This window comes from Streptomyces africanus (assembly GCF_030816955.1).
Lineage (GTDB): Bacteria > Actinomycetota > Actinomycetes > Streptomycetales > Streptomycetaceae > Streptomyces > Streptomyces africanus.
On sequence record NZ_JAUSYP010000001.1, the window covers coordinates 8,602,858 to 8,628,682 of the forward strand.

Here is a 25,825-nt window from a genome sequence, read left to right on the forward strand (position 1 = left end):
CGACCTTGCCTACGGACCGTTCACGGAGTGTGGGCAAGTGCTGCGGAGGACCGGGCGCAGGGTCTCGATGACGCCGGGGTCGTCCACCGTGGACGGGATGGGTTCGTCGTGGCCGTCGGCGATGCCGCGCATGGTCTTGCGGAGGATCTTTCCCGAGCGGGTCTTGGGCAGGGCGGCCACGACCGTGACGTCCTTGAGTGCGGCGACGGCGCCGATGCGTTCGCGTACGAGCTGGACGAGTTCGGCCTCGACCTCGCCCGGTTCGCGGTCGCTGCCGGCCTTGAGGACGACGAAGCCGCGCGGGATCTGTCCCTTGAGTTCGTCGGCGACGCCGATGACGGCGCATTCGGCGACGTCGGGGTGGGCGGCCAGGGCCTCTTCCATGCTGCCGGTGGACAGCCGGTGGCCGGCGACGTTGATGACGTCGTCGGTTCGGCCCATGACGAAGACGTAGCCCTCTTCGTCGATGTGTCCGCTGTCGCCGGTGAGGTAGTAGCCGTCGTATGCGGAGAGGTAGGAGGCGATGTAGCGGTCGTCGTCGTTCCAGAGCGTGGGGAGCGCGCCGGGCGGCAGGGGGAGCTTCACGACGATCGCGCCGTCGACGCCCGCGGGCGCCGGTTCGCCCGAGGGGTCGAGGACGCGGACGTCCCAGCCCGGCAGCGGCCGGGTGGGGGAGCCGGGCTTGACGGGCGCGGCTTCGATGCCGACCGGGTTGGCGACGATGGGCCACCCGGTCTCGGTCTGCCACCAGTGGTCGATCACCGGAACGCCCAGGAGGGCGCTCGCCCAGTGGTAGGTCTCGGGGTCGAGGCGCTCGCCGGCGAGGAAGAGGTAGCGCAGGTGGGAGAGGTCGTAGCCGGCCGTGAGCGCCCCCTTCGGGTCCTCCTTCCTGATCGCCCGGAAGGCGGTGGGCGCCGTGAACATGGTCTTGACCCGGTAGTCGGCGGCGACGCGCCAGAACTGTCCCGCGTCCGGCGTGCCGACCGGCTTGCCCTCGTACAGCACCGTCGTCGCGCCGGCCAGCAGGGGCGCGTAGACGATGTAGGAGTGCCCGACGACCCAGCCGACATCGGAGCCGGTGAACATCGTCTCGCCCGGGCCCACGTCGTAGACGGCGCCCATCGACCAGAGCAGGGCGACCGCGTAGCCGCCGCAGTCCCGCACGACTCCCTTGGGCTTTCCGGTCGTTCCGGACGTGTAGAGGATGTAGAGCGGATCGGTGGCGGCGACGGGAACGCAGTCGGCCGGCGGCGCGGCGGCGACCAGGCCGGCCCAGTCGAGATCGTCCGGCCCCAGTGCGGCCGGCTCCTGCGGGCGTTGCAGGATCACCCTCTTCTCCGGCTTGTGGACGGCGAGCTCGATCGCCCGGTCGAGCAGGGGCTTGTACGCGATGACACGCTTGCCCTCGATGCCGCAGGAGGCGGAGACGACCACCTTGGGGGTGGCGTCGTCGATGCGGAGAGCCAGCTCGTGCGGGGCGAACCCGCCGAAGACGACCGAGTGGACCGCGCCGATGCGCGCACACGCCAGCATCGCGACCGCAGCCTCGGGAACCATCGGCATGTAGATGACCACGCGATCGCCGCGCCCCACACCGAGCTGTGCGAGGGCTCCGGCGAAGGCCGCCACCTCGTCCTTCAGCTGCCCGTAGGTGTAGGTGCGGCGGGTGTCGGTCACGGGGGAGTCGTAGACGAGCGCGGGTTGTCCGCCGCGGCCGGCTTCGACGTGCCGGTCGAGCGCGTTGAAGCAGACGTTGAGCCGCCCGTCAGGGAACCAGCGGTAGAACGGTGCGCCGGAGGAGTCCAGGGCGCGTCGGGGAGTGACATCCCAGTCGATGGCCTCTGACGCCGTCAGCCAGAAACTCTCCGGGTCCTCGGTGCTGGCGCGGAAGACATCCTCGTACGTTCCCATCGCGCACTCCTTTGTGGCATCGAGGGACGGTGGTGGGGCTGCGTGCGGAACCGTGTCGGACGCAACTACCGTATGCCGGACGGCATGGTCGGGCCCTTCCGGGGCGTCGGCACAGCCCTGTGTCAGGATCTTGAGGTGCCCACCCCGCGCGGAAACGAGATGAAGACCCATGACTGACACCGCTGCGGCCGAGATCCTCGCCGACGTCCACCGGGGCGTAGGCCGCATCCTCCTGAACCGGCCCAAGGCGCTCAACGCCCTGACGACAGGCATGGTCGCCGCCATCGACAGGGTGCTCGTCGAGTGGGAGCACACACCGCTGTCCGCCGTGGTGCTCGCCAGTACCAGCACGAAGGCGTTCTGTGCCGGCGGGGACATCCGCACGATCCGCGAGCACAGCCTCGCCGGGGATGCCGAGGCCAGTGAGCGGTTCTTCGCCTCCGAGTACCGGCTCAACGCCCGGATCGCCGAGTATCCCGTGCCGGTCGTGTCGCTCATCGACGGCGTGTGCATGGGCGGCGGTCTCGGTCTGTCGGTCCACGGCAGCTTCCGCGTCGTCACCGAGCGCGCGGTGCTGGCGATGCCCGAGACCGGGATCGGGTTCTTCCCGGACATCGGGGCCGGCTACTTTCTGCCGAGGCTGCCCGGCGCGATCGGCATGTACCTGGGGCTGACGGGGCACCGGCTCGACGCGGCCGACGCCCTGTACACAGGGCTGGCCACGCACTTCGTCCCCGCGGACGGGCTCGACGCGGTCGGGCCTGCCCTGGCCGACCACCCCGGCGACCCGGTGGACGTGGTCCTGAACCGCCTCGCCGGCCGCTCCCCGGTGGCGCAGAGCGGGCTGGCGGAGGTACGCGGAGACGTGGACTGGGCGTTCGGCGCGCCGGATTTGGGTGAGATCGAGAAACGCCTGCGCCGTCTCGACACCCCCTGGGCCGCATCCGCGTTGGCCGCCCTGGAGGCCGCCTCGCCGCAGAGCCTGGAGATCACTCACGCTCTGCTGGCCCGGGGCAGGCAGCGCACGCTGCGCGAGTGCCTCGCCGCCGAACTCGCCCTCACGCGCACGACCATCCGCACGCCGGACTTCCTGGAGGGCGTCCGTGCGGCCCTGGTCGACAAGGACCGCGCTCCCCACTGGCAGGGTGCGTCGCCCCTCCGCTGACCGTGCCGGACGGAGGGTCTGTGACCGGCACACTCTCAGTCGTTGTCGTGGTCGGGCGCCATCGAGACCACGACCTTGCCGGCCTTCGTGCGGCCCTGCTCGACGTGTGCCATCGCTTCGAGCGTCCGGTCGAACGGGAAGGTGCTGTCGATGACCGGGCGGAGCTGCCCGCTGTCGTAGAGGGCGCCGAGCTCGCGCAGCTGGGAGCCGTTGGCCCGCATGAAGAAGAACTCGTAGCGCACGCCCAGTGCCTTCGCCTGCTTACGCACCTTGCGGCTGAGCGTGTTCATGATCAGACCCATGAAGGAGGGGGCGCCGAGCTGCTTGGCGAAACCGGCGTCCGGTGGGCCGACGACACTGATGGCCAGGCCGCCGGGCTTCAGCACGGTCAGCGACTTCTCCAGGTTCGCGCCGCCCAGGGAGTCCAGCACCAGGTCGTAGCCGGACAGCACCTTTGAGAAGTCTTCCCTGGTGTAGTCGACGACGATGTCGGCGCCGAGGCTCCGGACCAACTTCTCGGTGTCGGTGTTCGCGGTCGTCGCCACCGTGGCGCCGAGGTGCTTGGCGAGCTGGATGACCGTCGATCCGAGGCCACCGGCACCGGCGTGGATGAGCACCTTCTGGCCCGGCCGCACGTGGGCCCGGTCGACGAGAACCTGCCAGGCGGCCAGGGCCACCAGCGGCACCGCGGCTGCCTCGCGCAGGGTGAGGGAGGCCGGCTTGGGCGCGACATCGTCCATGTCGATCGCGATGAACTCCGCGAAGCTTCCGATCCGCAGGTCGCGCGGACGGGCGTAGACCTCGTCGCCGACTGCGAAGCCGCGTACGGCGGAGCCGACCCGCGTCACGACCCCGGCCACGTCGTGGCCGAGCACGAACGGAAGCTTGTACTTCAGGAGCAGCTTGAACTCCCCGTTGCGGACCATCTTGTCCAGCGGGTTGACGCTGGCGGCGCTCACTCTGACCAGGACGTCGCGGTCTCCGACCGTGGGCTCGGGCACCTCTGCGGCGCGCGCGCCGTCCTTGCCGTACTTCGCGACGACGAATGCCTTCACGCCGACCGCCTCTCTGTGCGTGGGAGTTCCGGTGGCCGATCTGATTCTTCGCGCAGGTCCCCCTGCGCGCCCGTTCTCGCGTGCGGCCGGGTTGACGTGGTGCCCACGACGCTACTTCCTGAGTGTAGGAAAGTAAACTCAGGTGAGGCCATGGCGCCGCATGGAGGTGAAGGCCGAGACGGTGGGGCGCCGCGAGATCGGCGTCAAGGCCTGGGTGGTGCGGTCATGGCCTCGCGGGTCGACTCCAGGATCCTCTCCGACAGCTCTGTGCCCGCCGTAGCCCGGGCGAGCAGGATCGCGCCGACCAGAGTGGCCACCATCGGAAGGCCGTCTTTCGCGTGGAACGTACGAGGTCCTGGCCGGCGAGGACGAGGAGTTCGCCGCCCGCGTCAAGGACGGCGGAATCGACACGACGACCGTCGTGGTCCCCGGAGGCCGGCACTCGTACGTCTACGGCGCCGGCCGCATTCCGGAGACCGGCGCCGCCATCGCACGGATCGGCGCATGGGTCCGGGAGAAGACGAAGATCTGACCGAGCGGTCCGGGCGCGGCAGTCGCGAGACCCGTGCGCCTGCCGGATCGGGACGGTGGACGGACGCCGGCATGGCCTGCGGCAGCGCGCAGGTCCGCGACGCACGCGACTCGTCCCGGTCCGGCAGACCACGGCTCACGAGTGGGGGCGGGCGCCTGCTCCCAGCCGGGCGGTGACTTCCCGCGGAGTGAGGCTGGAGTGCTCCGCAGAGCACTCGACGACGACGCGGACCGGGGCGTCGCACTCGGTGTGGCGTACGTCCAGTACAGGGCCTTCGGAGCCGAGGGCGTACGCCTCGCCCCACTGGCTCAGCGCCATCAGAACCGGCCACAGGTCCCAGCCCTTGCGGGTCAGGCGGTATTCGTTGCGGGAGCGGCTGCCGGGCTCCCGGTAGGGGACGGTCTTCAGGATGCCGGCCGAGGTCAGTTTGCGGAGGCGGTCGCTGAGGACGGCTTCCGACAGGCCGATGTGGCGGTGGAAGTCGTCGAAGCGGCGGACGCCGTTGACGGCGTCACGCAGGATCAGCAGCGTCCATTTCTCCCCGATCACGTCGAGCGTGCGCTGGACGGGGCAGTTCTCCGTGCTCGCCTCAAGCCACTCCATCCCGCCATCGTAAGGGAGCTGACTGCGCCATTGACAGTCAGCTGAAGTAAAGCCTAGCTTCACCTGGAAAAGTCAGCTGACAGTCAGAGGGAAGGGCGCTGGGCCGTGGGGCGAACGCGTACGTATCACTGGGACGATCCCGCGATCTCGGCGGAGGCCGCCGGACGCATGGCCGGCATCGACTTCCTGCGCGAGGTGCAGGCGGGGCGGCTGCCGAGGGCGCCGATCAGCCACACCGTCGACTTCGACCTGGACGAGGTGGAGCCCGGCAGGGCGGTCTTCTCTCTGACGCCGGGGGAGGAGCACTACAACCCGATCGGCAGCGTCCACGGCGGCGTCTTCGCCACCCTGCTCGACTCGGCGGCGGGCTGCGCCGTCCAGTCCACCCTCCCGCAGGGCATGGCGTACACCTCGCTCGACCTGACCGTGAAGTTCCTGCGGCCGATCACCGTGGACACGGGCCCGGTGCGCGCCGTCGGCACGGTCGTGAACAAGGGTCGTCAAACCGCCCTCGCCCAGGCCCAGTTGCTCGACGCGAAGGACCGTCTCCTCGCCCACGCCACCAGCAGCTGCATGCTCTTCCCGGTGCCGGCCCCTCGGGTGTGACTCCGGGGGCGGAGCCCTCGGTCCGTGCGGGCAGGCAGCCGGGACGACGCTTTGGATCGACGATTTGGATTACGTTCGCAATACCATAGACTGGCGAAGTCGGTGACGGGCGACCGGTCCTTCCGGCCGGCGAGGAGCGTGTGCTGTGGTGCGATACGGAAAAGAGCACAAGGCGGAGACGAGGCGGCGGATCATCGAGACGGCGGGTCGCCGGTTCAAGTGCGACGGCATCGACGGCTCCGGAGTCTCGACGCTCATGAAGGACGCGGGGCTGACCAATGGGGCCTTCTACGCTCACTTCGAATCCAAGGATGACCTCGTCACCACGGCGATCGCCGATCAGCTGAAGGTGCAGGCCGAGAACGTCGTCGCGCGGGCCGCACCTGGCCGTGCCGGAATCGAGCAGATCGTGCGGGGGTACCTGTCGACCCAGCACCGCGACAACCTCGGCGATGGCTGCCCCAACGCCGCTCTGCTCGACGAGATCGGGCGCTGCACCGACACGACCAGGCAGGCGTACACCGACGGCGTCCTGGTCCTCATCGACGGCATCGCCTCTCGCATGGCGCCCGAGGCCCCGTCGTCCGCGCGAGTGAAGGCGCTCGGCCTCCTCGGCCTGTTGGCCGGGACACTGCAGCTCGCCCGCGCCTTGACGGACCGTCAACTCGCCGACGGGCTCCTCGAGCAGGGGATCGACAACGCCCTCGCCCTGCTGGACGCCGACCAGCGAGTCTGACGTACCACCTCCCTGGCGGGTGTCCCAGGACCTCTCGGTCATCCATCAGCCGGCGCTCGTCGCCAACGGCGAGAGCGACAGGATGGTGCCGACGAAGAACTCCTTCGAACTGGCCCGGCGACTGCCGAACGCCGACCTGGTCGTCTATCCCGACGCCGGTCACGGGGGCATCTTCCAGTTCCACGAGCGGTTCGTCGCGGAAGCCCTCGACTTTCTTGAGCGGTAGTGGATCCCCGGGGGGCGACGACTGGGTACATAAAAGTAAACTGAAGCGCGGTTAGAATCGCTCCCATGGATGCGTGGACCGAAGTTCTTCAGGACACCGGCATGGACCCCCGACTCGACCGGGACACGTCCAACTGCTCGATCGCGCGGACTCTTGAGATCGTGGGCGAGAAGTGGACGATCCTCATCCTGCGTGAGGTCTGGTACGGCTCGTCCCGCTTCAGTGACTTCGAACGCGTCCTCGGCTGTCCTCGCAACCTCCTCGCGACCCGGCTCCGGATGCTGGTGAGGGAAGGGATCCTGGCGACCGAGACGTACAAGGAGCCCGGTTCGCGGAGTCGGCCGAAGTATGTGATCACCTCCAAGGGCATGGATCTGGTGCCGGCCGTGATGGGGCTGCTGCAGTGGGGCGACCGTTACCGCGCCGACCCGGAGGGGCCGGCGGTACTGGCGCGACACCGTGAGTGCGGCGCCCAGGTCGACGTCCGGATCCGCTGCGAACGAGGCCACCCGGTGGAAGCGAAGGACATCGAGAGCGTCCCCGGGCCGGCCTTTCGTATGAGGTCGCCCGAGTGAGCTGAGCAGCAGTGGCGGTTGCCGGCGGGGGAGCGGTCCAGTGGAGCGCACCGTTGTGGCGCCGGATCTGCGCGGATACGGCCTGAGCGACAGCAAGCCCACGGTGACGAGCCGGTGAACCGCGCATCAGTGACGGAGGCGGCGCCCCCGCAGCCGGGTGGGCGCCGCCTCTCGGGTCGGGCTTCAGGTCGCGGCCGCGGCGCCGGCCGGATTACCTCCCGCGGCGACAAGGCCGGCAGTCGGGCCGTCGGCCTTGCGCTGTCCGGTCATCAGCAAGGCCAGGGCCGCGGCCAGGGCGACCGCACCGGCCCCGGCCCAGAGCGCCGGAACCAGCCCGTCCACGAACAGTGAGGCCGACCCGTAGCCGCCCTGGGCGGAGAAGACCGCCGCCAGCGACGCGACGCCGATGGCCCCGCCGACCTCTCGGATCGCGTTGTTGGCTCCGGAGGCGATGCCCTGCTCCTCCGGGCGGACCGTGCTCATGACGAGGTTCGCGCTGGGAGCGAAGAACATCCCCATGCCGATTCCGCAGACGATCAGCGCCGGCAGCAGAGAGGTGTACGACACCTGCGGTTCCACCGCGAGTGCCCAGAGACAGAGGCCCACCGCGTTCAGGGCCATGCCCACGGTGACGACGGGAGCGCCGCCGATGCGGTCGGACAGTGCCCCGGCCGGCGGCCCGGCGATCATGGGCATGGCGGTCCAGGGCAGCATCCGCACGCCGGCTTCCATCGGCGAGTAGCCGCCGACGATCTGCAGGTACTGGCTGAGCAGGAAGATCGACCCGAACATGCCCAGCAACATCAGCAGGCTGGCGGCGTTGAGGGCGCTGAAGGAACGGTGGCGGAACAGGCGCATCGGCAGCATCGGGTGCTTGGCGCGCAGTTCGTAGAAGACGAATCCGACGAGCAGCGCCGTACCCGCGAAGAAGCCGCCCAGCACCGGCGTGCTCGTCCAGCCGTCGGCGTTGCCGCGCACCAGGCCGTACACGATGCCGAACAGACCGCCGCTGGCCAGAACCGTGCCGACGAGGTCGAGGCTCGGGTTCGGGCCGTGACTCTCGTCCAGCCGCAGCAGGGCGAGCGGGATCAGTGCCAGGCCGAGCGGGACGTTCACCCAGAAGATCCACTGCCAGGAGAGGTGCTCGGTGAGCGTGCCGCCGATGAGCGGTCCGGTGGCGACGGCGATGCCGCTGGCCGCGCCCCAGATGCCGAAGGCCGTGCCGCGTCGTTCCGCGGGGACGGCGGCCGACAGCAGGGTGAGCGTCAGCGGCGTCACGATCGCGGCCCCGACGCCCTGCGCCGCACGCGCGGCGATCAGTTCACCCATCCCCGGTGCGAGCGCGGCCGAGGCCGAGGCCGCGGTGAAGATCCCGAGCCCGATGGCGAACAGTCTTCGGCGGCCGAAGCGGTCACCGAGAGACGCGCCGAACATGAGCAGGACCGCGAAGGTGAGGGTGCAGGCGCTCACTGTCCATTCGAGGTCCTCGAGGCCGCCGCCGAGGTCCTCGCGGATGGAGGGGAGGGCGGTGGTGACGATCAGGTTGTCGAGCGCGGCGATGAATCCGGCCATGCTGGTGATGGCCACGGCCCAGACGGCGCTGCCGCCCCGAGCCGGTTGCTTGCGGTGCTGTTCCATGGCGTTCCCTGGGCGGACGTACTTCACGACGGATCAATGGACGTGGATGCCGGCGGGGGACGGCATGGCGTGCGACACCGAGCATCGGCATACACCGGGCCCGGTGCGGATTCCTGGGCGGTCGGCCCTCAGGGGAGCTGCGGGTAGAGCGTGGAGACGCCTCCGGCCAAGGCGGCCTGCGCCTGGTGGGCGGCGTTGTCCGCGAGGATCTCGTAGGCGTCGGCGGCGATGCCGTCGATGGCGATCCGCGCGACGTCGGCGGGGTCCGACTTGACCGAGTCGACTGCCCGGACCATGTCGGTGTCCATGTAGCCGACGTGCAGGCCGGCCACTCGGATGCCCTGGCCGGCGAGTTGCAGGCGCAGGGCGTTGGTGAGCGACCACTCGGCGGACTTGGCGGCGCAATAGGCGCCGAACTGCGGGAAGCTGACCCACGACAGGGCGGACAGGACGTTGAGGATCGTGCCGCCGCCGCCCGCCGCGATCTGGGGTGCGAAGGCGCGGGCCACCGAGAGGGTGCCGAAGTAGTGGGTGTCCATCTCCAGGCGGATGTCGTCCAGGTCGGCGGTGAGCAGGTCGGCGCCGGTGGAGGACCCCGCGTTGTTGATCAGGAGGGTCACGTCACCGGTGGCCCGGGCGGCGGCCGCGACGGAGGCGGGGTCGGTGATGTCGAGGGCGATCGGCTTGGCGCCGGGCAGGTCGACCTGGTCGGGGTTGCGGGCGCCGGCGTAGACGGTGGCGCCGCGGCCGAGCAGCTCGGCGGCGAGTGCCCGGCCGAAGCCCCGGTTGGCTCAAGGTGACAAGAGCGGTGCTGGCGGAGAGTTCCATGGAGGTTCCTCATGCAATGGACTATGGAATTACGATCGTACGTTAAAGTCGGTGTGCCGCGTCGGCGAGGAGAGCCGGGAAGTTGATCCGCCCGGTCTGCAGTTTCGGGTCGTGGGGCTCGGGGACCCCGCCGTCGGTGATGTACAGCAGGTCGCCGCGGACTGCGGTCGCGGAGGGCGAGGCGAGGCCGTCCTTGCTGGTCAGGACGGGCTGGTAGGTGCCGTTCGGGTAGATCACCACGACCCTGTCCGGACCGTTCTGCGAGGAGGAGCCGTTCTGCGCCGCGAACACCACATCGGACCGGGGGGTGAGGAAGCTGAGATCGTCGATGTCGGGCAGGCCGCCCGCGACGAGGCGGAGGGGACCGGCCGCGCCGGTGCCGGTGACCGGTACCCGCAGCAGCGTTCCCTTGTTGAAGTTGCTGACCCACAGAGCGCCGTTGTGGAACCTGAGTCCGTTGGCACCGATCGGCAGGGCCTCGGTCGGCACCGGCGCGAGAGCGGCATCGGTCAGCCACGGGGTCGCCGATCCGCCCGAGACCGGGACGGACCAGATGATGCCCTTCAGGCTGTCCGCGATGTAGAGGGTGCGTCCGGCCGAGTCGATGGCCAGCCCATTGGGGCCCGAGTCGGCGGGCAGAGCGGCGATGCGCTGAGGCGTACCGTCCGGACCCAGCGCGTACACGCCGTTCCGGTCCGCGTTCCCCGGGGCCCACACGCTGTAGTAGACGGTGCCGTCATCACCACGGGTGTTGCCGCTGATCGCCTCACCCACCTGCCCCGTGACGAGCACCGTACGGTGCCCGGACGCGTCCATACGCATCAGCTGCGGCCCATGCGTGCGCTGGCACACCGCGCAACTGCCGAGCATGGACAGGGTCACCGAGCCGTCGGGGTTGACGGTGATGTTCTCGGGGATCTCGCCGGCGGCGTAGTCGAACGTCGCCGCGGTCCGTACGTCGGTGACCACGGATCTGCTGTACGACTGTCCCGTCTCCGCCGACGCGGACGGCGCCGCCCCCAGGACGGCCGCCGTCGCGGTGGCCGTCAGTGCGATTCCGGCGTTCTTCTTCATGAAACGTCTCGCGCTGGATGTACTGTGCCGGGCCGTTTGCTGACGTTGCTGCTGCATGACTCTCCTCGGTGGATCAACGAGTGACGGAGCGATGGACCTTCGGAGACATCGGTCAGCCGGGCATGCGGTTGTTCTTGCGGATCTGCTTGTCGAACGCTCCGGCGGGGACGAGGCGGCGCGCCGTGGTGACACGGGAGGCCAGCGGCCCGGCGGTGTAGCGCAGCTTCGGCTTCTTGTCGGTGGCCGCGGTGACGATCACCTTGGCGACGACGGCGGGGTCGTCGCCGTCCTTCATCGCCTGTGCCATCACTTCGTCGAAGACGCGCCGTCGCTCCGCGTAGAGGGGCAGCGGGGTGTCGGGCTGCGTGGCGTTGGTGTCGAAGCTGGTCTTGGTGTAGGCGGGCTGGACGAGGAGGACCCGGACGCCGTGCTCGCGGACCTCGTGGTCCAGCGATTCGGAGTAGCCCTCGACGGCGTGCTTCGACGCGACGTAGAGAGCCATGAAGGGCTGGGGGGCGACGCCGAGGACGGACGAGACGTTGATGACGCGCCCGCCCCCCTGGGCGCGCATGTGCGGCAGGACGGCCTTCGTCATGCGGATGACGCCGAGGACGTTGACGTTCAGGAGGTTCTGGGCCTGGGCGACGGAGTTCTCCTCGACGGCACCCGCCGTGCCGATGCCTGCGTTGTTGACCAGGACGTCGATGCGCCCGAACCGGGCGATCACCTCTTCGACCGCGGCGGTGGCCGAGTCGTCACTGGCCACGTCGAGATCCAGGTACGTCACACCGGCGGGCGGGGTGAGCCCGGAGGTCTTGCGGCCGGTTCCGATCACCTCGAAACCCGCCGCGGCCAGGGCGCGTGCCGTTTCCTTGCCGATTCCCGATGAGGCACCTGTCACGAGCGCCACCGGCTGAGTTGTCGCCATCACGAGCTCCCTGGTTGAAATTACGATCGTACGCCTTACGTTCGTACGACCATATGGGTGTCATCGGTCGATGGCAAGTGGTGATGTCCGGCGATCTGAGAAGGGGCCCGCCGGGGGGCTGCGCATGATGAGGGAAGCATCAGCTCGGGCCGTGCAGGCCGCCACCCGCCTGCAACAGCGGATCGACACGGCCCTGCGGCGCGAGTGCGGGATCAGCCACACGATGTCCGAGGTCCTCACCAGGCTCTCCCGGCGGCCGGACGAGGACGTCTCGCAGCGCCGGCTCGCCGACGACCTCACGCTCACCAGTAGCGGCATCACCCGGCTCGTCGACCGGATGGAGGGAGCCGGGTCGTCGAGCGGTACTTCGTCGCGCCGCTGGACCCTGACGACTACGGGCGTCCGACCAGCTCACTCGGTGAGATCGACCAGGCCCTGCGCGACACCTGACCGCGTCAGGTGCCGGAGGGCGCCGCGCCCTGCGCGTCCAGCACGAGCACCGCGACGTGCAGGGACGTGCACTCCAGGCCCGACTCGAGATCGCAGCCGAGGAGCCGTTCGATGGTGTGGAGGCGCTGGTAGTACGCCTGCCGGGACATACCGGCCTGCTTGGCCGCGACCGACTTGTTCCCGGCTGCCGTCAGATACGCGCGCAGGGCGGGCAGCAGATCGCCGCCGTTGCGGTCGTCGTGCTCGATGAGACGGGTCAGCCGCCGTTCCGCGTACCGCTGCAGGCGGGTGTCCTTGCGCAGGATGCCCAGGAGTTCGGGGAGTCCGACGTCGGCGGGGACGTGGAACCAGCGGTCGGGCGAGGCGGGCGTGATGGCCTCGGCCGTCTGCTCGGCCTCCTGCCACGACCGGGCGATCCCGGAGAGGTCGGTCACGCCGGGGCCGACGGCCACCACGGCCTCCGGTCCGAGTTCCTCGCGGGCGAGACGGCCGATCCGCTCGGCGACCGGCTGCCAGGCGCTGGCCTGCGCCAACGCGAGGAGCACACCGATCCGGCCCGGGGCCGTCTCCCCGACCAGGGCGCGGATGCCGGTCTGCGCCAGCGCCTTCGCCATGCGTTCGTCGAGGTGCTCGTCGGGGCCGGTGTGCGCGTGGCGGACGACCACGGCGAAGAGGCGGTGCCCGAAGGCCGGAAGCCCCAGTGCCTCGGCCCGGGCGCGGGCGTCCGCGGGGGAGCGGAAACGGCGTTCGTACAGGTCCCGCAGCACGGAGCGGTGCGCCCGGCGCTCCCACCAGGCCGGCCCGGCCAGGCGCGCCATGGTCAGGGCGACCGCCGCACGCTCCAGGACCAGGACGTGTTCCGGGTCGGGCTCCGCGTTCAGCCGGCCCTCCAGCAGGACCAGCCGCCCCCACAGCCCGTGGTGGTCCTGCACGGGCGCGATCAGCCACCCCTCCGGACCGCTCGGCGCGATCTTCTCCAGGGTCGGGGCGGCCCGGGAACGCCGGGACCAGGCCGACACCACCGGCTCGTACGGCCGGCCGAGCAGTTCGCACATCAGGACCCGGTGGGTGAGGTCCTCCAGCACCACGGGGGCCCCGGTGAGCTCCGCGGTGGTGTGCACCAGTTCCTCGGGATCCGCGCCCCGCAGTGTCAGGGCGGTGAAGATGTCCTGGACGTCCCGCCCGCGGCGCAGCAGCGCCCCCTGGGCGTCGAGGATGAGCGCGTGCACCGTCTGCGTGACGTCGATGAACCGGACGCCGCGGGCCAGCTCGACCAGCGGCACGTCCCGGGCACGGCAGGCCGCCACCAGCTCGTCGGGCACCTTCCGGTACCGGTAGCCGAGCTCCACGATCAGGCCGGCCGCGCCGACGTCGGCGAGCTGGTCGACGTATCCGCGCAGGTCGGAGGCGTCCTCGGGGTAGGGCATGCCGGTCGTGAGCACCAGCTCGCCGCCCTCCAGGAAGTCGGCGGGGTTGAGCAGCTCGGTGACATGCACCCAGCGCACCGCGCGGTTCAGCTGTGACTCACCGGCGAGGACGCGGGGCATCCCTTCGGCCAGCACGGGGAGCCGCAGAACCTCCTCGATGGTCGGGAAGTGCCCGGTTGCGGGACGTCTGGGCGGCATAGGCGGGCTTTCGTCCGGGGGATCGGGGGTCACCTTCGCACCGGCCACTCGCCCTGGCAAGAGGGGACAGGGCACTTTCCGAAGCTTGCCCGTCGCCGTGACAGACCGTCTCGAGAAGGCCCCAAGGCGGAACACAGTGTGGGTTGACCTGGGCATTCGCCCGGGTCGAAAGTTACGCCATCCCCAGCGGAGCACGGACCGGAAGCATCCGCTCAGTGTCCGCACCGTGCTGGGACACGACTGCCCCCCAAGGCCCTCGGCGAAAGGAGCGACCTCATGCGCATCCCGAAGCGCGTCGCCGTGATCGGTGCCGGCACCATGGGCAGCCAGGCCATGTGGCGCCTCGCCGCCCGCGGAGCCGAGGTCATCGGCTACGACCGGTACGCGCCGGGTCACGACCGCGGCGCGGCCGGGGGCGAGAGCCGCATCTTCCGCGCCGTGCACCTCGGTGAACCCGGCTACATTCCGCTGCTGCGGCTCGCCGACCGGATGTGGGACCGGCTCCAGCGCGAAACCGGGTTCTCGCTGCGCCGCCGCAGCGGATGCCTGGTGATGGGCGAAACCGACGCGCCGCCCATGCGACTCCTCCGCTCCGCCAGCGCCACCCACGAGCTGGACCACGAAGTACTGGACCGGGAGGAACTCGCCCGCCGCTACCCGCAGCACCGCCTCCCGGACGGCCACACCGCCGTACTCGACCGCGAGGGCGCCATCATCAGGCCCGAGGCATCGGTCCAGGCGGCGGCCGCCCGCGCCGAACAGCTGGGCGCCCGGCTGCACCGCTACACCCCGGTGCGGGAGATCGTCCCCGCGGCGGGCGGCGGGGTGCACATCGTCACCGACCAGGGCACGGACCACGTGGACGCCGCCGTGGTGACCGTGGGCCCCTGGATCAACACCCTGCTCCCGGACCTGCCGCGGACCGTCGACGTCCGCCGGCTGATCAGCTCCTGGCACCTGCCCACCCGCCACGACTGGTTCGCGGGCGGCGCCCCCGCCTTCGTGCGCAGCACCCCCCACGACTGCTACGGACTCCCGTCACCCGACGGCATCTCCGTCAAGCTGGGCCTGTCCTTCGCCCGCTATCTGCCCGTACCCGACCCCGAACGACTCGACCGCACGGTCCGCCCGGAGGAACTCGCCACCTTCCACGAGCTCATCGGCGAGCTGATGCCCGATCTGAACCCCGACCCCATCAGGCTGTCGGTCTACATGGAGGGCTACACGGCGTCCGGAAACCCGCTCGTCGGTCATCTCCCCGGCGAGGACGACATCATCGTCATGGCCGGATTCTCCGGCAGCGGCTTCAAACTCTCCCCCGCCATGGGCGAAATCGCCGCCGACCTGGCACTCGACGGCAGCACGGACCATCCCGTCGGCTTCCTCGCACCTGCCGGAGTCGGCGCCGCCTGAAGCCGGGCAACCTCCCCCTCCCCTCCAGCTCCGGCACGTCTGTCCCAGGCGTGCCCGAAAAAACTTGAAAAACGCGGACTGGAGCATCTTCAGTTCCCCGAGCATGAGAGAGCCCTTCCATGAGCGAACCCTCGTTCCGGCCGAAGTACGTCTCGTTCGACTGTTACGGCACGTTGATCGAGTACCCGATCACCCCCATCACGCGTGAGCTCGTCGGCGACCAGATCCCCGCCGAGCACTGGGACCAGTTCGTCCGGGAGTTCCGCGGCTACCGCTACGACCAGGTCCGCGGCGAGTACTACCCCTACGAGCAGGTGCTGCAGGACTCCTTCGAGCGGGTCTGCCGCAAGTGGGGCCTGAAGGCGGCCCCGGACGCGGGCAAGCGGTTCGCCGACGGCGTCCGCAGCTGGGGCCCGCACGCCGACGTGCCGGAGCCGCTGAAGAAGATGGGCGAGAACTACAAGCTCGTGATCCTCTCCAACGCCGACGACTCCTTCCTGGAGGAGAGCGTGCCCCGGCTCGGCGCGGACTTCCACGCGGTCCTCACCGCGGAGCAGGCCGGCTACTACAAGCCCCGCTACGCCGCGTTCGAGTACATGCTCGACCAGCTCGACGCGTCCCCCGAGGACTTCGTGCACGTCTCCTCGCACACCCGCTACGACCTTATGCCGATGCACGACATGGGCTTCCGCAACCTCATCCTCCTGGACCGCGGCTACGACCCCGTGACCCACGGCTACGACTACGTGCCGGTGAAGTCCCTCGACGAGCTCAACCGGATGCTCGGCATCTGACCCGAACGCCACACCCCACCCTCTTCACGGCCCGGGACCCGTACGTCCCCGCAAAAACGGATCCCCCCGTACTCCCCAGCGATCTCCAGGAGGCTCTGCCATGGAAGACAACCGGATAGGACGCAGAACCGTACTCCGCACCGCAGGCGCGCTGGCCGCTGCCTCGGCACTGACCGGATGCGGCACTCTCATGGGTTCCGGCGAAAGCCGTGGCTCGTCGAGCGGCGGAGGCAAGAAGCGGCTCGTCGTCAGCAACAGTGGTGGCGCCTACAACGACGCTCTCACCAAGGCGATCTACGAGCCGTTCGCCAAGGAGACCGGCATCACGGTCACCACGGTCAACTACCAGTCCGCACAGGTCATCGCCCAGGTCAAGCAGGGCCGGCCGCAGGTCGACCTGATGGACAACACCCTGCTGATCTTCCAGAAGATGGCCCGCCTGGACTGTCTGGAGCCGGTGGACCACGACCGGCTGAAGAACGTCAAGGGCGCCGGAATCGCGGAGAACCAGCTGCCGGAGCACGCGGTCGGCAAGAACGTCTGGGCGAGCCTGATGGCCTATCGCACGGACAGTCTGAAGCGCGCGCCGAAGAGCTGGGCCGACTTCTGGAACACCCACTCCTTCGCCGGTCCGCGCTCGTTGCAGAGCGCTGACGCGGACTACCCGGAGCTGGAGTTCGCGCTGCTGGCCGACGGCGTGCCGCTGGACAAGCTGTACCCGCTCGACCTGGACCGGGCGTTCGCCTCGATGTCGCGGATCCGCGGCGACGTGAAGAAGTTCTGGAACACCGGCGCCCTTCCGGCGGTGCTGCTGGGCCGCAAGGAGGTCGTCGCGACCAGCCTGTGGAGCGGCCGCGCGGACGAGCTGATCAAGCAGGGCATGCCGGTCGCCTACCAGTGGAACGGCGCCCGGCGGCTCAGCAACGGCTGGGGCATCCCGAAGGGCGCGGACAACACGGACGCGGCCTACAAGCTGATCGACTTCTCGCTGCGTCCCGAGGTACAGGCCGCGTTCGCCAAGATCTACCCGCAGGGCCCGGTCGTCCCCGCCGCCACCAAGCTGCTCTCGGACGACGTCCTGGCCACGCTGCCCACCTCGCCGCAGAACCTGAAGACCGGGTTCGACACCGACGTGGCCTGGTGGGACAAGAACCTGGAGGCGGTCACCAAGCGCTGGCAGGAGTGGGCCGATGCCTGAGCGCACCAAGCTTCTCGCCTCGGCCCTGGCGCCGGGATCCAACTCGCTGACCGGCAAGTCGTTGTCGGTGACGGGGCTGCGGAAGTCCTACAGCGGGACGACGGTGGTCGACGGCGTGGACATGGAGATCGCGGCGGGTGAGTTCGTCACCTTCCTCGGCTCGTCGGGGTCGGGCAAGACCACCACGCTGATGATGCTGGCCGGGTTCACCGAGCCCGACTCCGGTACCGTCAGCGTCGACGGCCGGGACATCACCGGCCTCAACCCCGGCAAGCGCGACTTCGGTTTCGTCTTCCAGCAGTACCTGCTCTTCCCGCACATGACCGTGACGGAGAACGTCGCCTTCCCCCTGCAACTGCGGGGAGTGCCGAAGGCGGAGATCCGCCGCCGGGTGGGGGAGACCCTGGAGGCGGCCGGGCTGTCGAGGTTCGCCGGCCGCAAGCCGCGTGAGCTCTCCGGTGGTCAGCAGCAGCGTGTCGCGCTGTGCCGGGTGCTGGTCTACCGTCCGCCGATCGTGCTGATGGACGAGCCGCTGGGCGCCCTGGACAAGAAGCTGCGCGACCAGATGCAGACCGAGATCAAGTCCATCCAGCGCGAACTCGGCCTGACCGTCGTCTACGTCACGCACGACCAGGAGGAAGCCCTGGTCCTGTCCGACCGCATCGCCATCATGAGGGACGGCCGCATCGAGCAGTTCGACACCCCCCGCGGCCTCTTCGAACGCCCCCGCACCCCCTTCGTCGCCGACTTCCTGGGCGCCGCCAACTTCCTCAACGGAAAGGTCGAGGAGCCGACCGCGGACGGATGCACCCGCGTGCGCCTCGACACCGGCGGCGTGCTCACGGCCCGCGCCCACTCGTGCGTTCCCGGTCAACGGGTGCGGGCCGCGGTGCGGCCGGGCAAGCTGCGGCTGGTCGGTGTCGAGGAGAGCTGCTGTTCCGGCACGGTCGAAACAGCGGTGTACGTGGGTTCGCTGACCCGGATCACCGTCCGTCTGGACGGCGCGGCTCCCGGTACGCCTCCGCTGCGGATCGAGACCGCCCTCACTCCGCCGCGCCCCGGCGAGCGGGTCTGTGTGACCGCCGCACGTGAGGACGTCTCCGTCTTCGACGAGATGGACGGGGGCTGAGCCATGGCCGGCACCGCTCTCGCACCCGGCAAGGTGCGTGTGAAAACGTCCGCGATGCGCGGGCACCGCTCCCGCATCGCCCTGGTCAACGCCGTCCCCGTGACGGTGTTCCTCCTCGTCCTGTTCGTCTATCCGATCGTCGGCGTCCTCTCCCTCAGCCTCAAGGGCGACAGCGGCGGCTTCACTCTGCACTGGTACACCGACGCGCTCAGCGGCGCGAACCTCTCCGTGCTGATCTCCACGCTCAGGATCTCCGCGGAGACCGCGGTGCTCAGCCTGCTGGTGGGCTTCGTCCTTGCCCACGCCATCGCCCGGATGCGGCCCGTCTTCGCCGCGCTGGCCATGCTGATCGTGGTGGTGCCGCACTTCATCAGCGCTCTGGTGCGCACCTACGGGTGGATCATCATGCTCGGTGAACACGGCCTGATCAACACGCTGTTGACATCGGTGCACGCCCCCGGCGCGCCGTACTCGCTGCTCTACAACGAGACCGGTGTCGTCATCGGCACCACCTCGGTGATGCTGCCCTACACCGTCCTCGTGTTGCAGGGCGTGATGCGGGGGGTCGACGGGCGGCTCCTGGCCGCGGCGGCAGGCTTCGGCGCCTCCCGTTTGACGATCTTCCGCCGTATCTACTTGCCGCTGGTGGCGCCCGGGATCGGCACCGCGGGGCTGCTCAGCTTCATCCTGTGCCTGGGCTACTACATCACCCCGGCCCTGATGGGCGGCGACAAGCAGACCGTCGTCGCCGCGCTCATCGACCAGCAGGTGATGAAGCAGGACCAGTGGAACTCCGCCGCCGCCTTCGGCGTCATCCTGCTGCTGCTCACCTTCGCCGGCCTGGGCGTGCTCGGCCTGGCCAAGCTCCGCCGCACCAAGGCGCACGCACGAAGGAGCGGCTCATGATGGAACTGCCCGCCACCCGAGCCGGACACATCGGCCGCGGCATCAGCGCCACCGCCATCCTGCTCTTCCTGGCGATGCCGATCGTGATCATCCTGGTCACCTCCTTCGGCGCGGACGGCATCGGCACCTTCCCGCCGAAGGAGTACAGCGCCCGCTGGTACGAGCAGATGGCCGCACCCGGCAGCGACTGGGCCACCTCCATCGCCCTGTCCAGCCTCGTCGCCACGCTCACCACGGTGTTCTCCCTCATCCTGGGCGTGACCGCCGCCACCGCCCTGGCCCGCGGCCGGCTGCCCCTGCACGCGGCGGTCTACGGCCTGGTCCTGGCCCCGCTGCTCATCCCGCAAGTGGTCATCGCGCTCGGCCTGTTCCTGTTCTTCGAACCCGCCGGCATGCTCGGCAGCCCCCTGGCCATCGCCCTCGGCCACACCGTGCTGGCCGCACCCATCGCCGTCCTCATCATGATCTCCACCCTGCGGGGCATCGACGAACGGCTCGAAGACGCCGCCGCCAGCATGGGCGCCGGCCGGATGACCATCGCCCGGCGCATCACCTTCCCCCTGGCCACCCCCGGCCTGATCGCGGCAGCGGTGTTCTCCTTCATCACCAGCTTCGACGAGTTCTTCATCGCCCAGTTCATGTCGACACCCGACACCCGCACCCTGCCTGTGCTCGTCTTCAACGCCCTGCAGTTCGACGTCGACCCGACCGTCACCGCCGTCAGCGCGGTCCTCATCGCGCTCGCCGTCCTGGCCCTCGCCCTGGTCGCCCTCGTCCGCAAACTCGGCGGCCACCGCAACCAGCAGCAGGGCGTCCTGCCCGTCGAACCCCTCACCTGAACCCCACCGAGAACTTCCCCGCAGGAGACCCGAAATGAAGACGATCCCGTTCTGGATCGATACCGCCGGGGCGTTCCCCGACCGCTCCGGCAAGCCACTCACCGAGGACACCGACCTGGTGGTCGTCGGCGCCGGCCTGACCGGTCTGTCCACCGCACTGCACAGCGCCCGCAAGGGCGCCCGCGTCACCCTCGTCGAGAAGGGCCAGATCGGCTCCGGCGCCTCCGCCCGCAACGGCGGCATGGCGAACCTGGGCTTCACCATCGGCGTTCGCCAGGCCATCCGCCGGTACGGACTGGAGCGGGCCCGCGAGATCTACAACTCCTACGGCGAGGCCGTGGACACCGTCGAGCGGCTCGTGAACGAGGAGTCCATCGACTGCCAGTTCCGTCGCGTCGGACGCCTGGGCGTCGCGTCCCGTCCCGCGCACTTCGAGAGCAAGAAGGCCCAACAGCGCGACCTGGCCCAGTACTTCGGACACGAGACCACTCTGATCGGCAAGTCCGAGCTGCGTTCCGAGATCGGGTCCGACGCCTATCACGGCGGCCTGCTCGACCCGTTCAGCGCCGCACTGCACGTCGGCCGCTTCGTGCGCGGCATGGCCGAGGCCTGCGAGCGCACCGGTGTCGAGATCCACGAGCGCAACGCGGCCATCGGCGTGCGGCGTACCGCCGCCGGCCGGTTCGAGGTCAGCACCGAGCGCGGTGTGATCCGCGCCGGGCAGGTCATGATGGCCACCGATGCCTACACGGACAAGAACTTCCCGTGGCTGCGCCGCCAGCAGGTCTGCCTGGGCAGCTTCATCATCGTGACCGAGCCGCTCGGCGAGGCGCTCGCCCGGGACATCATCCCCAAGGCCCGCCTCATCGTCGACTCCAACAACCTCTGCCACTACTTCCGGCTCACCCCGGACAACCGGCTGCTGTTCGGCGGCCGCGCCCGCTTCGCACCGTCCGACCCCACCTCGGACAAGAAGAGCGGAGCCGTCCTGTTCCGTGAGATGTGCGAGGTCTTCCCCCAACTCTCGCGGACGAAGATCGAGTACGTATGGGGCGGCTCCGTCGGCTTCGCGATGGACCGCATCGTGCACGCCGGGCAGACCGATGACGGCGTCTACTACTCCATGGGATACGCGGGCCACGGTGTGCAGATGGCCACGCACATGGGGCAGGTCATGGCCGAGGTGATGGACGGCCACCCCGAGGTCAGCCCCGTCCGCGACATCGCCCCGCCCCGCATCCCCCTCTACAACGGCACCGCCTGGTTCCTGCCCTTCGCGGGCGCCTACTACAAGACGCTGGACCGCATCCGCTGACCGGTCGGCAGCGCCTCTACCGATACAAGGAGACCCACGATGACTGTCGTCCAGGATGTTCCCAAGCAGCTTTTCATCGGCGGTGGCTGGCAGGACGCGGAGTCCGGCCGGACGCTGGCCGTCGACAACCCCGGCCACCGGTGAAGAACTGTGCCGGGTCGCCGACGCCTCCCCCGCGGACGGCCGGCGTGCCGTCGAGGCGGCGGTCGCCGCCCAGGCCGGCTGGGCCGCCACCCCGCCCCGCGTGCGCAGCGAGATCCTGCGCCGCGCCTACGACATCATCATCGCGCGTACCGAGGACCTCGCGCTGCTGATGACGCTGGAGATGGGCAAGCCCCTGGCAGAGGCGCGTGCCGAAGTCGCCTACGCCGCCGAGTTCTTCCGCTGGTTCTCCGAAGAGGCGGTCCGTATCGACGGTGGCATGATGACCGCGCCGGACGGCAAGAACCGCCTGCTGGTCACCCGCCAGCCCGTCGGACCCTGCCTGCTGATCACACCCTGGAACTTCCCCCTGGCCATGGGCACCCGCAAGATCGGCCCCGCCCTCGCCGCCGGCTGCACCATCGTCCTCAAACCCGCCCCCCAGACTCCCCTGGCGAGCCTCGCCCTGGCGGAGATCCTCACCGAGGCGGGTCTGCCGGCCGGTGTGCTCAACATCGTCACCACCACCGAGGCCGCCGGTGTCGTCGAGCCGCTCCTGCGCGGCGGGCAGATCCGCAAGCTCTCCTTCACCGGCTCCACCCAGGTCGGCCGGATCCTGCTGGCCCAGTGCGCCGACACCGTCATCCGCACCTCCATGGAACTGGGCGGCAACGCCCCCCTCATCGTCTTCGACGACGCCGACCTCGACACCGCCGTCGAAGGCACCATGGTCGCCAAGATGCGCAACATGGGCGAGTCCTGCTGCGCCGCCAACCGCATCTTCGTCCACACGTCCGTGGCGGAGGAGTTCGCCTCTCGCCTGGCCGCTCGCATGGCCGCCCTGAAGGTCGGGCCCGGCACCGAACCCGGCACCGACGTCGGCCCCCTCATCGACGTCGCCGGCCGCAGCAAGGCCCACGACCTGGTGCGCGACGCCGTCAAGCGCGGTGCCACCGTCCTGACCGGCGGTGAACTCCCCGAGGGGCCGGGCTGCTTCTACCCGCCCACCGTCCTCACCGACATCGCCCCCGAGTCCGCGATCATCGACACGGAGATCTTCGGCCCCGTCGCAGCCCTCCGCACCTTCGACGACGAGGACGAGGCCGTCGCCGCCGCCAACGACACCGAATTCGGCCTGGCCGCCTACCTGTTCACCCAGAATCTCGACCGCGCTATGCGCGTCGCCGAACGTCTGGAGAGCGGCATGATCGGCCTCAACACCGGGCTGGTCTCCAACCCCGCCGCCCCCTTCGGCGGCGTCAAGCAGTCCGGCCTGGGCCGCGAAGGCGGACGCGTCGGCATCGACGAGTTCCTGGAGTACAAGTACATCGCCGTCCCCGTCGGAGCCTGACGTGCCCGACCGACTCGTCGTCCTCTACCGGGGCAACCGGCCACCCGCCACCGCACTCATCGAACGCCTCACGGACACCGTCTACGCGACCGAGGAGGAGCTGCCCTACCTTCTCCCCGGCGCCGACGCCCTCCTGGCCTGGGTCACCATCACCCCGGCCATCCGTGAGGCCTGGCCCGACAACCCCGAAAAGGCTCCCCGCTGGGTGCACGCGTCCTCCGCGGGCGTGGACTCGTTCCTCTTCCCCGCCCTGGTGGACGATCCCGGCGTCGTCCTCACCAACGCCCGCGGGGTGTACGACCAGCCGACCGCCGAGTACGTCCTCGGCCTGATCCTCGCCCTCGCCAAGGACTTCCCCGGCACCTGGGAGCACCAGCGGCGTCGCGAGTGGCGTCCGCGGCCCAGTGACGGCATCACCGGACGCACGGCGTTGGTCTGGGGCACGGGACCCATCGGCCGGGCCACCGCCCGGCTGCTGCGTGCCGTCGGGATGCGGGTCTGCGGCGCCGGCCGCAAGGCCCGCACGGACGACCCCGACTTCGGCACGGTCCACGGCAGGACGACCCTGCCCGCGGCCCTGGGCGAGGCGGACTACGTCGTCCTGGCCGCCCCCCTCACCAAGGACACCCGGGGCATGGTCGACGCGCCCGTGCTGGCCGCGATGAAGCCCGGGGCCCGGCTGATCAACGTCGGCCGCGGCGGGCTCGTCGACGAGGAGGCTCTGATCGACCACCTCGCCGCAGGCCGGCTCGCCGGTGCCGCCCTGGACGTCTTCGGCCGGGAGCCGCTGCCGGTCGAGTCGCCCCTGTGGACCATGCCCGGCGTGATGATCTCCCCGCACACCGCGGGCGAGACCACCAGCGAGCGGGAGGCACTCGTCGAGGTGTTCCTCGACAACCTCACCCGCCACATCGAAGGCCGCCCCCTGCGCAACGTCGTGGACAAGCGGCGAGGCTACGTGGTGGACGAGCCGTACTCCGGCTGAAAGTGGACGAGCCGTACTCCGGCTGAAAGTGGACGAGCCGTTCTGGCTACTCGCCCCTCCCGCGTCCCAGCGCGCTGCCCGTCACCGCCACCACGGACAGCACCACCAGCGCGGCGGCCGGGCCCAGCACCGTCCAGGGGGCCAGTTCGGCGTACGGCTGGTTCTCCGACAGGAGCCGGCCCCACTCGGGGGTGGGCGGCTGTTCGCCCAGGCCGAGGAAGCCGAGCGAGGCCAGGACCAGGACGGTGGTCGGCAGCCGCAGCAGGGCGTTGCGCAGGAGAGCCGGCAGCACCGCGGGGAGCAGGTGACGGCGCAGCAGGTGCAGCCGTCCCGCGCCGAGCGCGACGGACGCGGCGATGTGACCGCTCGCGCGTTCCTGTTCCAGCAGCGCGGCGGTCTGGGCGGCGTACGGGCTCCAGCCGACCACGCAGACCGCGCACGCCGCACCCCACACCGACGGTCCGGTCACGCCCGCGATCAGCAGTCCGGTCAGGACGGCGGGCAGGGTCGACACGACCTCCGTCGGGCCTGCGCTCGCCCGCGGTGCCATGCCCAGCAGGAGTCCGGTGACCGCGCTGACCGCCGTCACGGCGAGAGCGACACCGGCCGTGCGCAGCGCCCCGTGCCCCAGCCGGGCCAGCAGATCCCGGCCCAGCGCGTCCGTGCCCAGGGGGTGTCCCAGGGACGGGGGCAGCAGCCGCGCCGCCGTGTCGACCTGCAAGGGGTCGCGCAGCAGGCCCGCCGTGACGAGGGCGAGCAGGGCCACGGAACACGCCGCGGTGATCCAGCGCAGGGAACGCGGCGGGACGAGCGGGGGCCGGTGCAGGGCCGGCAGGGCGCCGTCGCGCAGGGGGCGGCCGAGGAGGGCGTGGCGCAGGGCCCGGATCAGGATGCCGGCGCCCACGCCGAGCAGGACCAGGGCCAGGGTCGCGGTCTGGAGCACCGGGAGGTCCTGCGCGACGGCGGCCTCCAGGGCGAGTCGGCCGAGCCCGGGAATGTCGAAGATCTTCTCCACCGCGACCGCACCGCCGACCAGGGCCACGACGGTCGGCAGCAACTGCGGCAGCATGCCGGGCAGGGTGCGGCGCAGCGCGTTGCGGGCGATGTGGCCGGGCGGCAGCCCGACGGCGTACGCCGTGCGCGCCCAGGGTTCGTGGAAGGCGGCGGGCAGCGCCTGGTCGAGCAGCCCGCCGAGCATCGCACCGGACGGGATGCCGAGGGCGAGCGAGGGCAGCACCATCGACCGCGGCCCCTCCCAGCCGCTGGACGGGAACCACCCCCACCAGACGCCGCACACGGTGGCCAGCACCGAGGCGAGCAGGAACTTCGGCAGCGCGGCCAGCACCGCGGCCGTGGCGCCGGCCCGGTCCTGCCGCAGCCGGCGCCGGGAGCCGAGGAACACGGTGCGGGCGCACACCAGCGCGGCCACCAGGGCCGTCACCACGAGCGCGCCCAGCATCAGTGTCAGGGAGACCGACAGGGCGGTTCCCACCTGCGGCATGACCGGTTCGCCGGAGACCCACGAGACGCCCGCGTCCCCGCGCGGCAGGCCGCCGAGCCAGTGCGTGAGATGCGAGAACGGCCCTTCGTCCAGCCCCAGCTGCTCGCGTACGGCGGCCAGGTCCGCGGCTGTCGGGTTCTGGTCGGCGGAGCGGGCGCGCAGCACCGTGCGGGCCGGGTCGGCGCCGGTCAGCCACGGCAGCAGGGCCACCGCACCGAGCAGCACGGCTCCGGCGAGCACACGGCCGGCCGCCGCCGGCCAGAGGGACGGGCGGGCGCCGGAGGCGTGGGCGACGCTCATG

General features: G+C 70.4%; 20 protein-coding genes and 3 pseudogenes. 14 read left to right on the plus strand and 9 right to left on the minus strand.

Features of this window, described 5'->3' with window-relative positions:
* Window positions 1–9: 9 nt before the first annotated feature.
* Window positions 10–1,911: a propionyl-CoA synthetase gene (locus tag QF034_RS39125; RefSeq protein WP_307179392.1), complete on the minus strand. Its 1,902-nt coding sequence runs from the start codon at window positions 1,909–1,911 to the stop codon at window positions 10–12.
* A 169-nt stretch (window positions 1,912–2,080) separates the two neighbouring features.
* Here QF034_RS39125 and QF034_RS39130 point away from each other — a divergent pair, with 169 nt between their 5' ends.
* On the plus strand, window positions 2,081–3,076 hold the full coding sequence (locus QF034_RS39130) for an enoyl-CoA hydratase/isomerase family protein (protein ID WP_307179393.1): 996 nt from the start codon (window positions 2,081–2,083) through the stop codon (window positions 3,074–3,076).
* 35 nt (window positions 3,077–3,111) lie between these two features.
* Here QF034_RS39130 and QF034_RS39135 read toward each other — a convergent pair whose 3' ends face one another.
* Window positions 3,112–4,131 carry an NADP-dependent oxidoreductase gene (locus QF034_RS39135; RefSeq protein ID WP_307179394.1) on the minus strand — a complete coding sequence of 340 codons (1,020 nt, stop codon included), beginning with the start codon at window positions 4,129–4,131 and terminating at the stop codon, window positions 3,112–3,114.
* A gap of 667 nt (window positions 4,132–4,798) precedes the next feature.
* Window positions 4,799–5,266: a winged helix-turn-helix transcriptional regulator gene (locus QF034_RS39140; RefSeq protein WP_307179395.1), complete on the minus strand. Its 468-nt coding sequence runs from the start codon at window positions 5,264–5,266 to the stop codon at window positions 4,799–4,801.
* Window positions 5,267–5,371: 105 nt separating this feature from the next.
* On the opposite strand from QF034_RS39140, the gene QF034_RS39145 reads away from it, so the two are divergent.
* The 4 genes and pseudogenes from QF034_RS39145 to QF034_RS39160 all read left to right on the plus strand — a co-directional run bounded on the left by QF034_RS39145 (window position 5,372) and on the right by QF034_RS39160 (window position 7,409).
* Window positions 5,372–5,872, plus strand: a complete 501-nt coding sequence (locus tag QF034_RS39145) for a PaaI family thioesterase (protein WP_307179396.1) — start codon at window positions 5,372–5,374, stop codon at window positions 5,870–5,872.
* Window positions 5,873–6,017: 145 nt separating this feature from the next.
* Window positions 6,018–6,608: a TetR/AcrR family transcriptional regulator gene (locus QF034_RS39150; protein ID WP_307179397.1), complete on the plus strand. Its 591-nt coding sequence runs from the start codon at window positions 6,018–6,020 to the stop codon at window positions 6,606–6,608.
* A 10-nt stretch (window positions 6,609–6,618) separates the two neighbouring features.
* Window positions 6,619–6,834 (plus strand): annotated as a pseudogene (locus QF034_RS39155) (alpha/beta fold hydrolase); the annotation flags it as partial.
* A gap of 101 nt (window positions 6,835–6,935) precedes the next feature.
* Window positions 6,936–7,409, plus strand: coding sequence for a winged helix-turn-helix transcriptional regulator (locus QF034_RS39160; protein ID WP_307180086.1), 474 nt, complete (start codon window positions 6,936–6,938; stop codon window positions 7,407–7,409).
* Between the two features lie 183 nt (window positions 7,410–7,592).
* On the opposite strand, the gene QF034_RS39165 is transcribed toward QF034_RS39160, so the two are convergent.
* From QF034_RS39165 to QF034_RS39185, 5 genes and pseudogenes are all read right to left on the minus strand, one after another.
* Window positions 7,593–9,047: a DHA2 family efflux MFS transporter permease subunit gene (locus QF034_RS39165; RefSeq protein ID WP_307179398.1), complete on the minus strand. Its 1,455-nt coding sequence runs from the start codon at window positions 9,045–9,047 to the stop codon at window positions 7,593–7,595.
* A gap of 128 nt (window positions 9,048–9,175) precedes the next feature.
* Window positions 9,176–9,875: pseudogene (locus QF034_RS39170) on the minus strand (SDR family oxidoreductase).
* A 42-nt stretch (window positions 9,876–9,917) separates the two neighbouring features.
* Entirely contained in the window at window positions 9,918–10,949 is a 1,032-nt protein-coding gene (locus QF034_RS39175) for an SMP-30/gluconolactonase/LRE family protein (protein ID WP_307179399.1), read from the minus strand.
* A 112-nt stretch (window positions 10,950–11,061) separates the two neighbouring features.
* Complete coding sequence (locus QF034_RS39180; protein WP_307179400.1) at window positions 11,062–11,877, minus strand: oxidoreductase; 816 nt, start codon at window positions 11,875–11,877, stop codon at window positions 11,062–11,064.
* Window positions 11,878–12,332: 455 nt separating this feature from the next.
* The gene (locus QF034_RS39185) at window positions 12,333–13,952 is read right to left on the minus strand and encodes a PucR family transcriptional regulator (RefSeq protein ID WP_307179401.1); all 1,620 of its coding nucleotides are present in this window, start codon (window positions 13,950–13,952) and stop codon (window positions 12,333–12,335) included.
* 276 nt (window positions 13,953–14,228) lie between these two features.
* Here QF034_RS39185 and solA point away from each other — a divergent pair, with 276 nt between their 5' ends.
* The 9 genes and pseudogenes from solA to QF034_RS39230 all read left to right on the plus strand — a co-directional run bounded on the left by solA (window position 14,229) and on the right by QF034_RS39230 (window position 24,023).
* Entirely contained in the window at window positions 14,229–15,365 is a 1,137-nt protein-coding gene (solA, locus tag QF034_RS39190) for an N-methyl-L-tryptophan oxidase (RefSeq protein WP_307179402.1), read from the plus strand.
* 119 nt (window positions 15,366–15,484) lie between these two features.
* Complete coding sequence (locus QF034_RS39195; protein ID WP_307179403.1) at window positions 15,485–16,159, plus strand: haloacid dehalogenase type II; 675 nt, start codon at window positions 15,485–15,487, stop codon at window positions 16,157–16,159.
* 100 nt (window positions 16,160–16,259) lie between these two features.
* On the plus strand, window positions 16,260–17,357 hold the full coding sequence (locus QF034_RS39200) for an ABC transporter substrate-binding protein (RefSeq protein ID WP_307179404.1): 1,098 nt from the start codon (window positions 16,260–16,262) through the stop codon (window positions 17,355–17,357).
* Window positions 17,350–18,486 (plus strand): ABC transporter ATP-binding protein, encoded by a 1,137-nt coding sequence (locus tag QF034_RS39205; protein ID WP_307179405.1) that lies wholly within the window; start codon window positions 17,350–17,352, stop codon window positions 18,484–18,486. Before QF034_RS39200 ends, QF034_RS39205 begins: the two co-directional genes overlap by 8 nt.
* Before the next feature lie 3 nt (window positions 18,487–18,489).
* The gene (locus tag QF034_RS39210) at window positions 18,490–19,392 is read left to right on the plus strand and encodes an ABC transporter permease (RefSeq protein WP_307179406.1); all 903 of its coding nucleotides are present in this window, start codon (window positions 18,490–18,492) and stop codon (window positions 19,390–19,392) included.
* Window positions 19,389–20,231, plus strand: coding sequence for an ABC transporter permease (locus QF034_RS39215; protein WP_307179407.1), 843 nt, complete (start codon window positions 19,389–19,391; stop codon window positions 20,229–20,231). Before QF034_RS39210 ends, QF034_RS39215 begins: the two co-directional genes overlap by 4 nt.
* A 34-nt stretch (window positions 20,232–20,265) precedes the next feature.
* A complete protein-coding gene (locus QF034_RS39220; RefSeq protein WP_307179408.1) occupies window positions 20,266–21,546 on the plus strand; it encodes an NAD(P)/FAD-dependent oxidoreductase in 1,281 nt (426 codons plus the stop codon).
* 39 nt (window positions 21,547–21,585) lie between these two features.
* Window positions 21,586–23,038: pseudogene (locus tag QF034_RS39225) on the plus strand (NAD-dependent succinate-semialdehyde dehydrogenase).
* A 1-nt stretch (window position 23,039) separates the two neighbouring features.
* A complete protein-coding gene (locus QF034_RS39230; RefSeq protein ID WP_307179409.1) occupies window positions 23,040–24,023 on the plus strand; it encodes a D-2-hydroxyacid dehydrogenase in 984 nt (327 codons plus the stop codon).
* A 46-nt stretch (window positions 24,024–24,069) separates the two neighbouring features.
* Here the strand turns inward: QF034_RS39230 and QF034_RS39235 are convergent, their stop codons facing one another.
* Entirely contained in the window at window positions 24,070–25,824 is a 1,755-nt protein-coding gene (locus tag QF034_RS39235; RefSeq protein WP_307179410.1) for an ABC transporter permease subunit, read from the minus strand.
* Between the last annotated feature and the right edge of the window lies 1 nt (window position 25,825).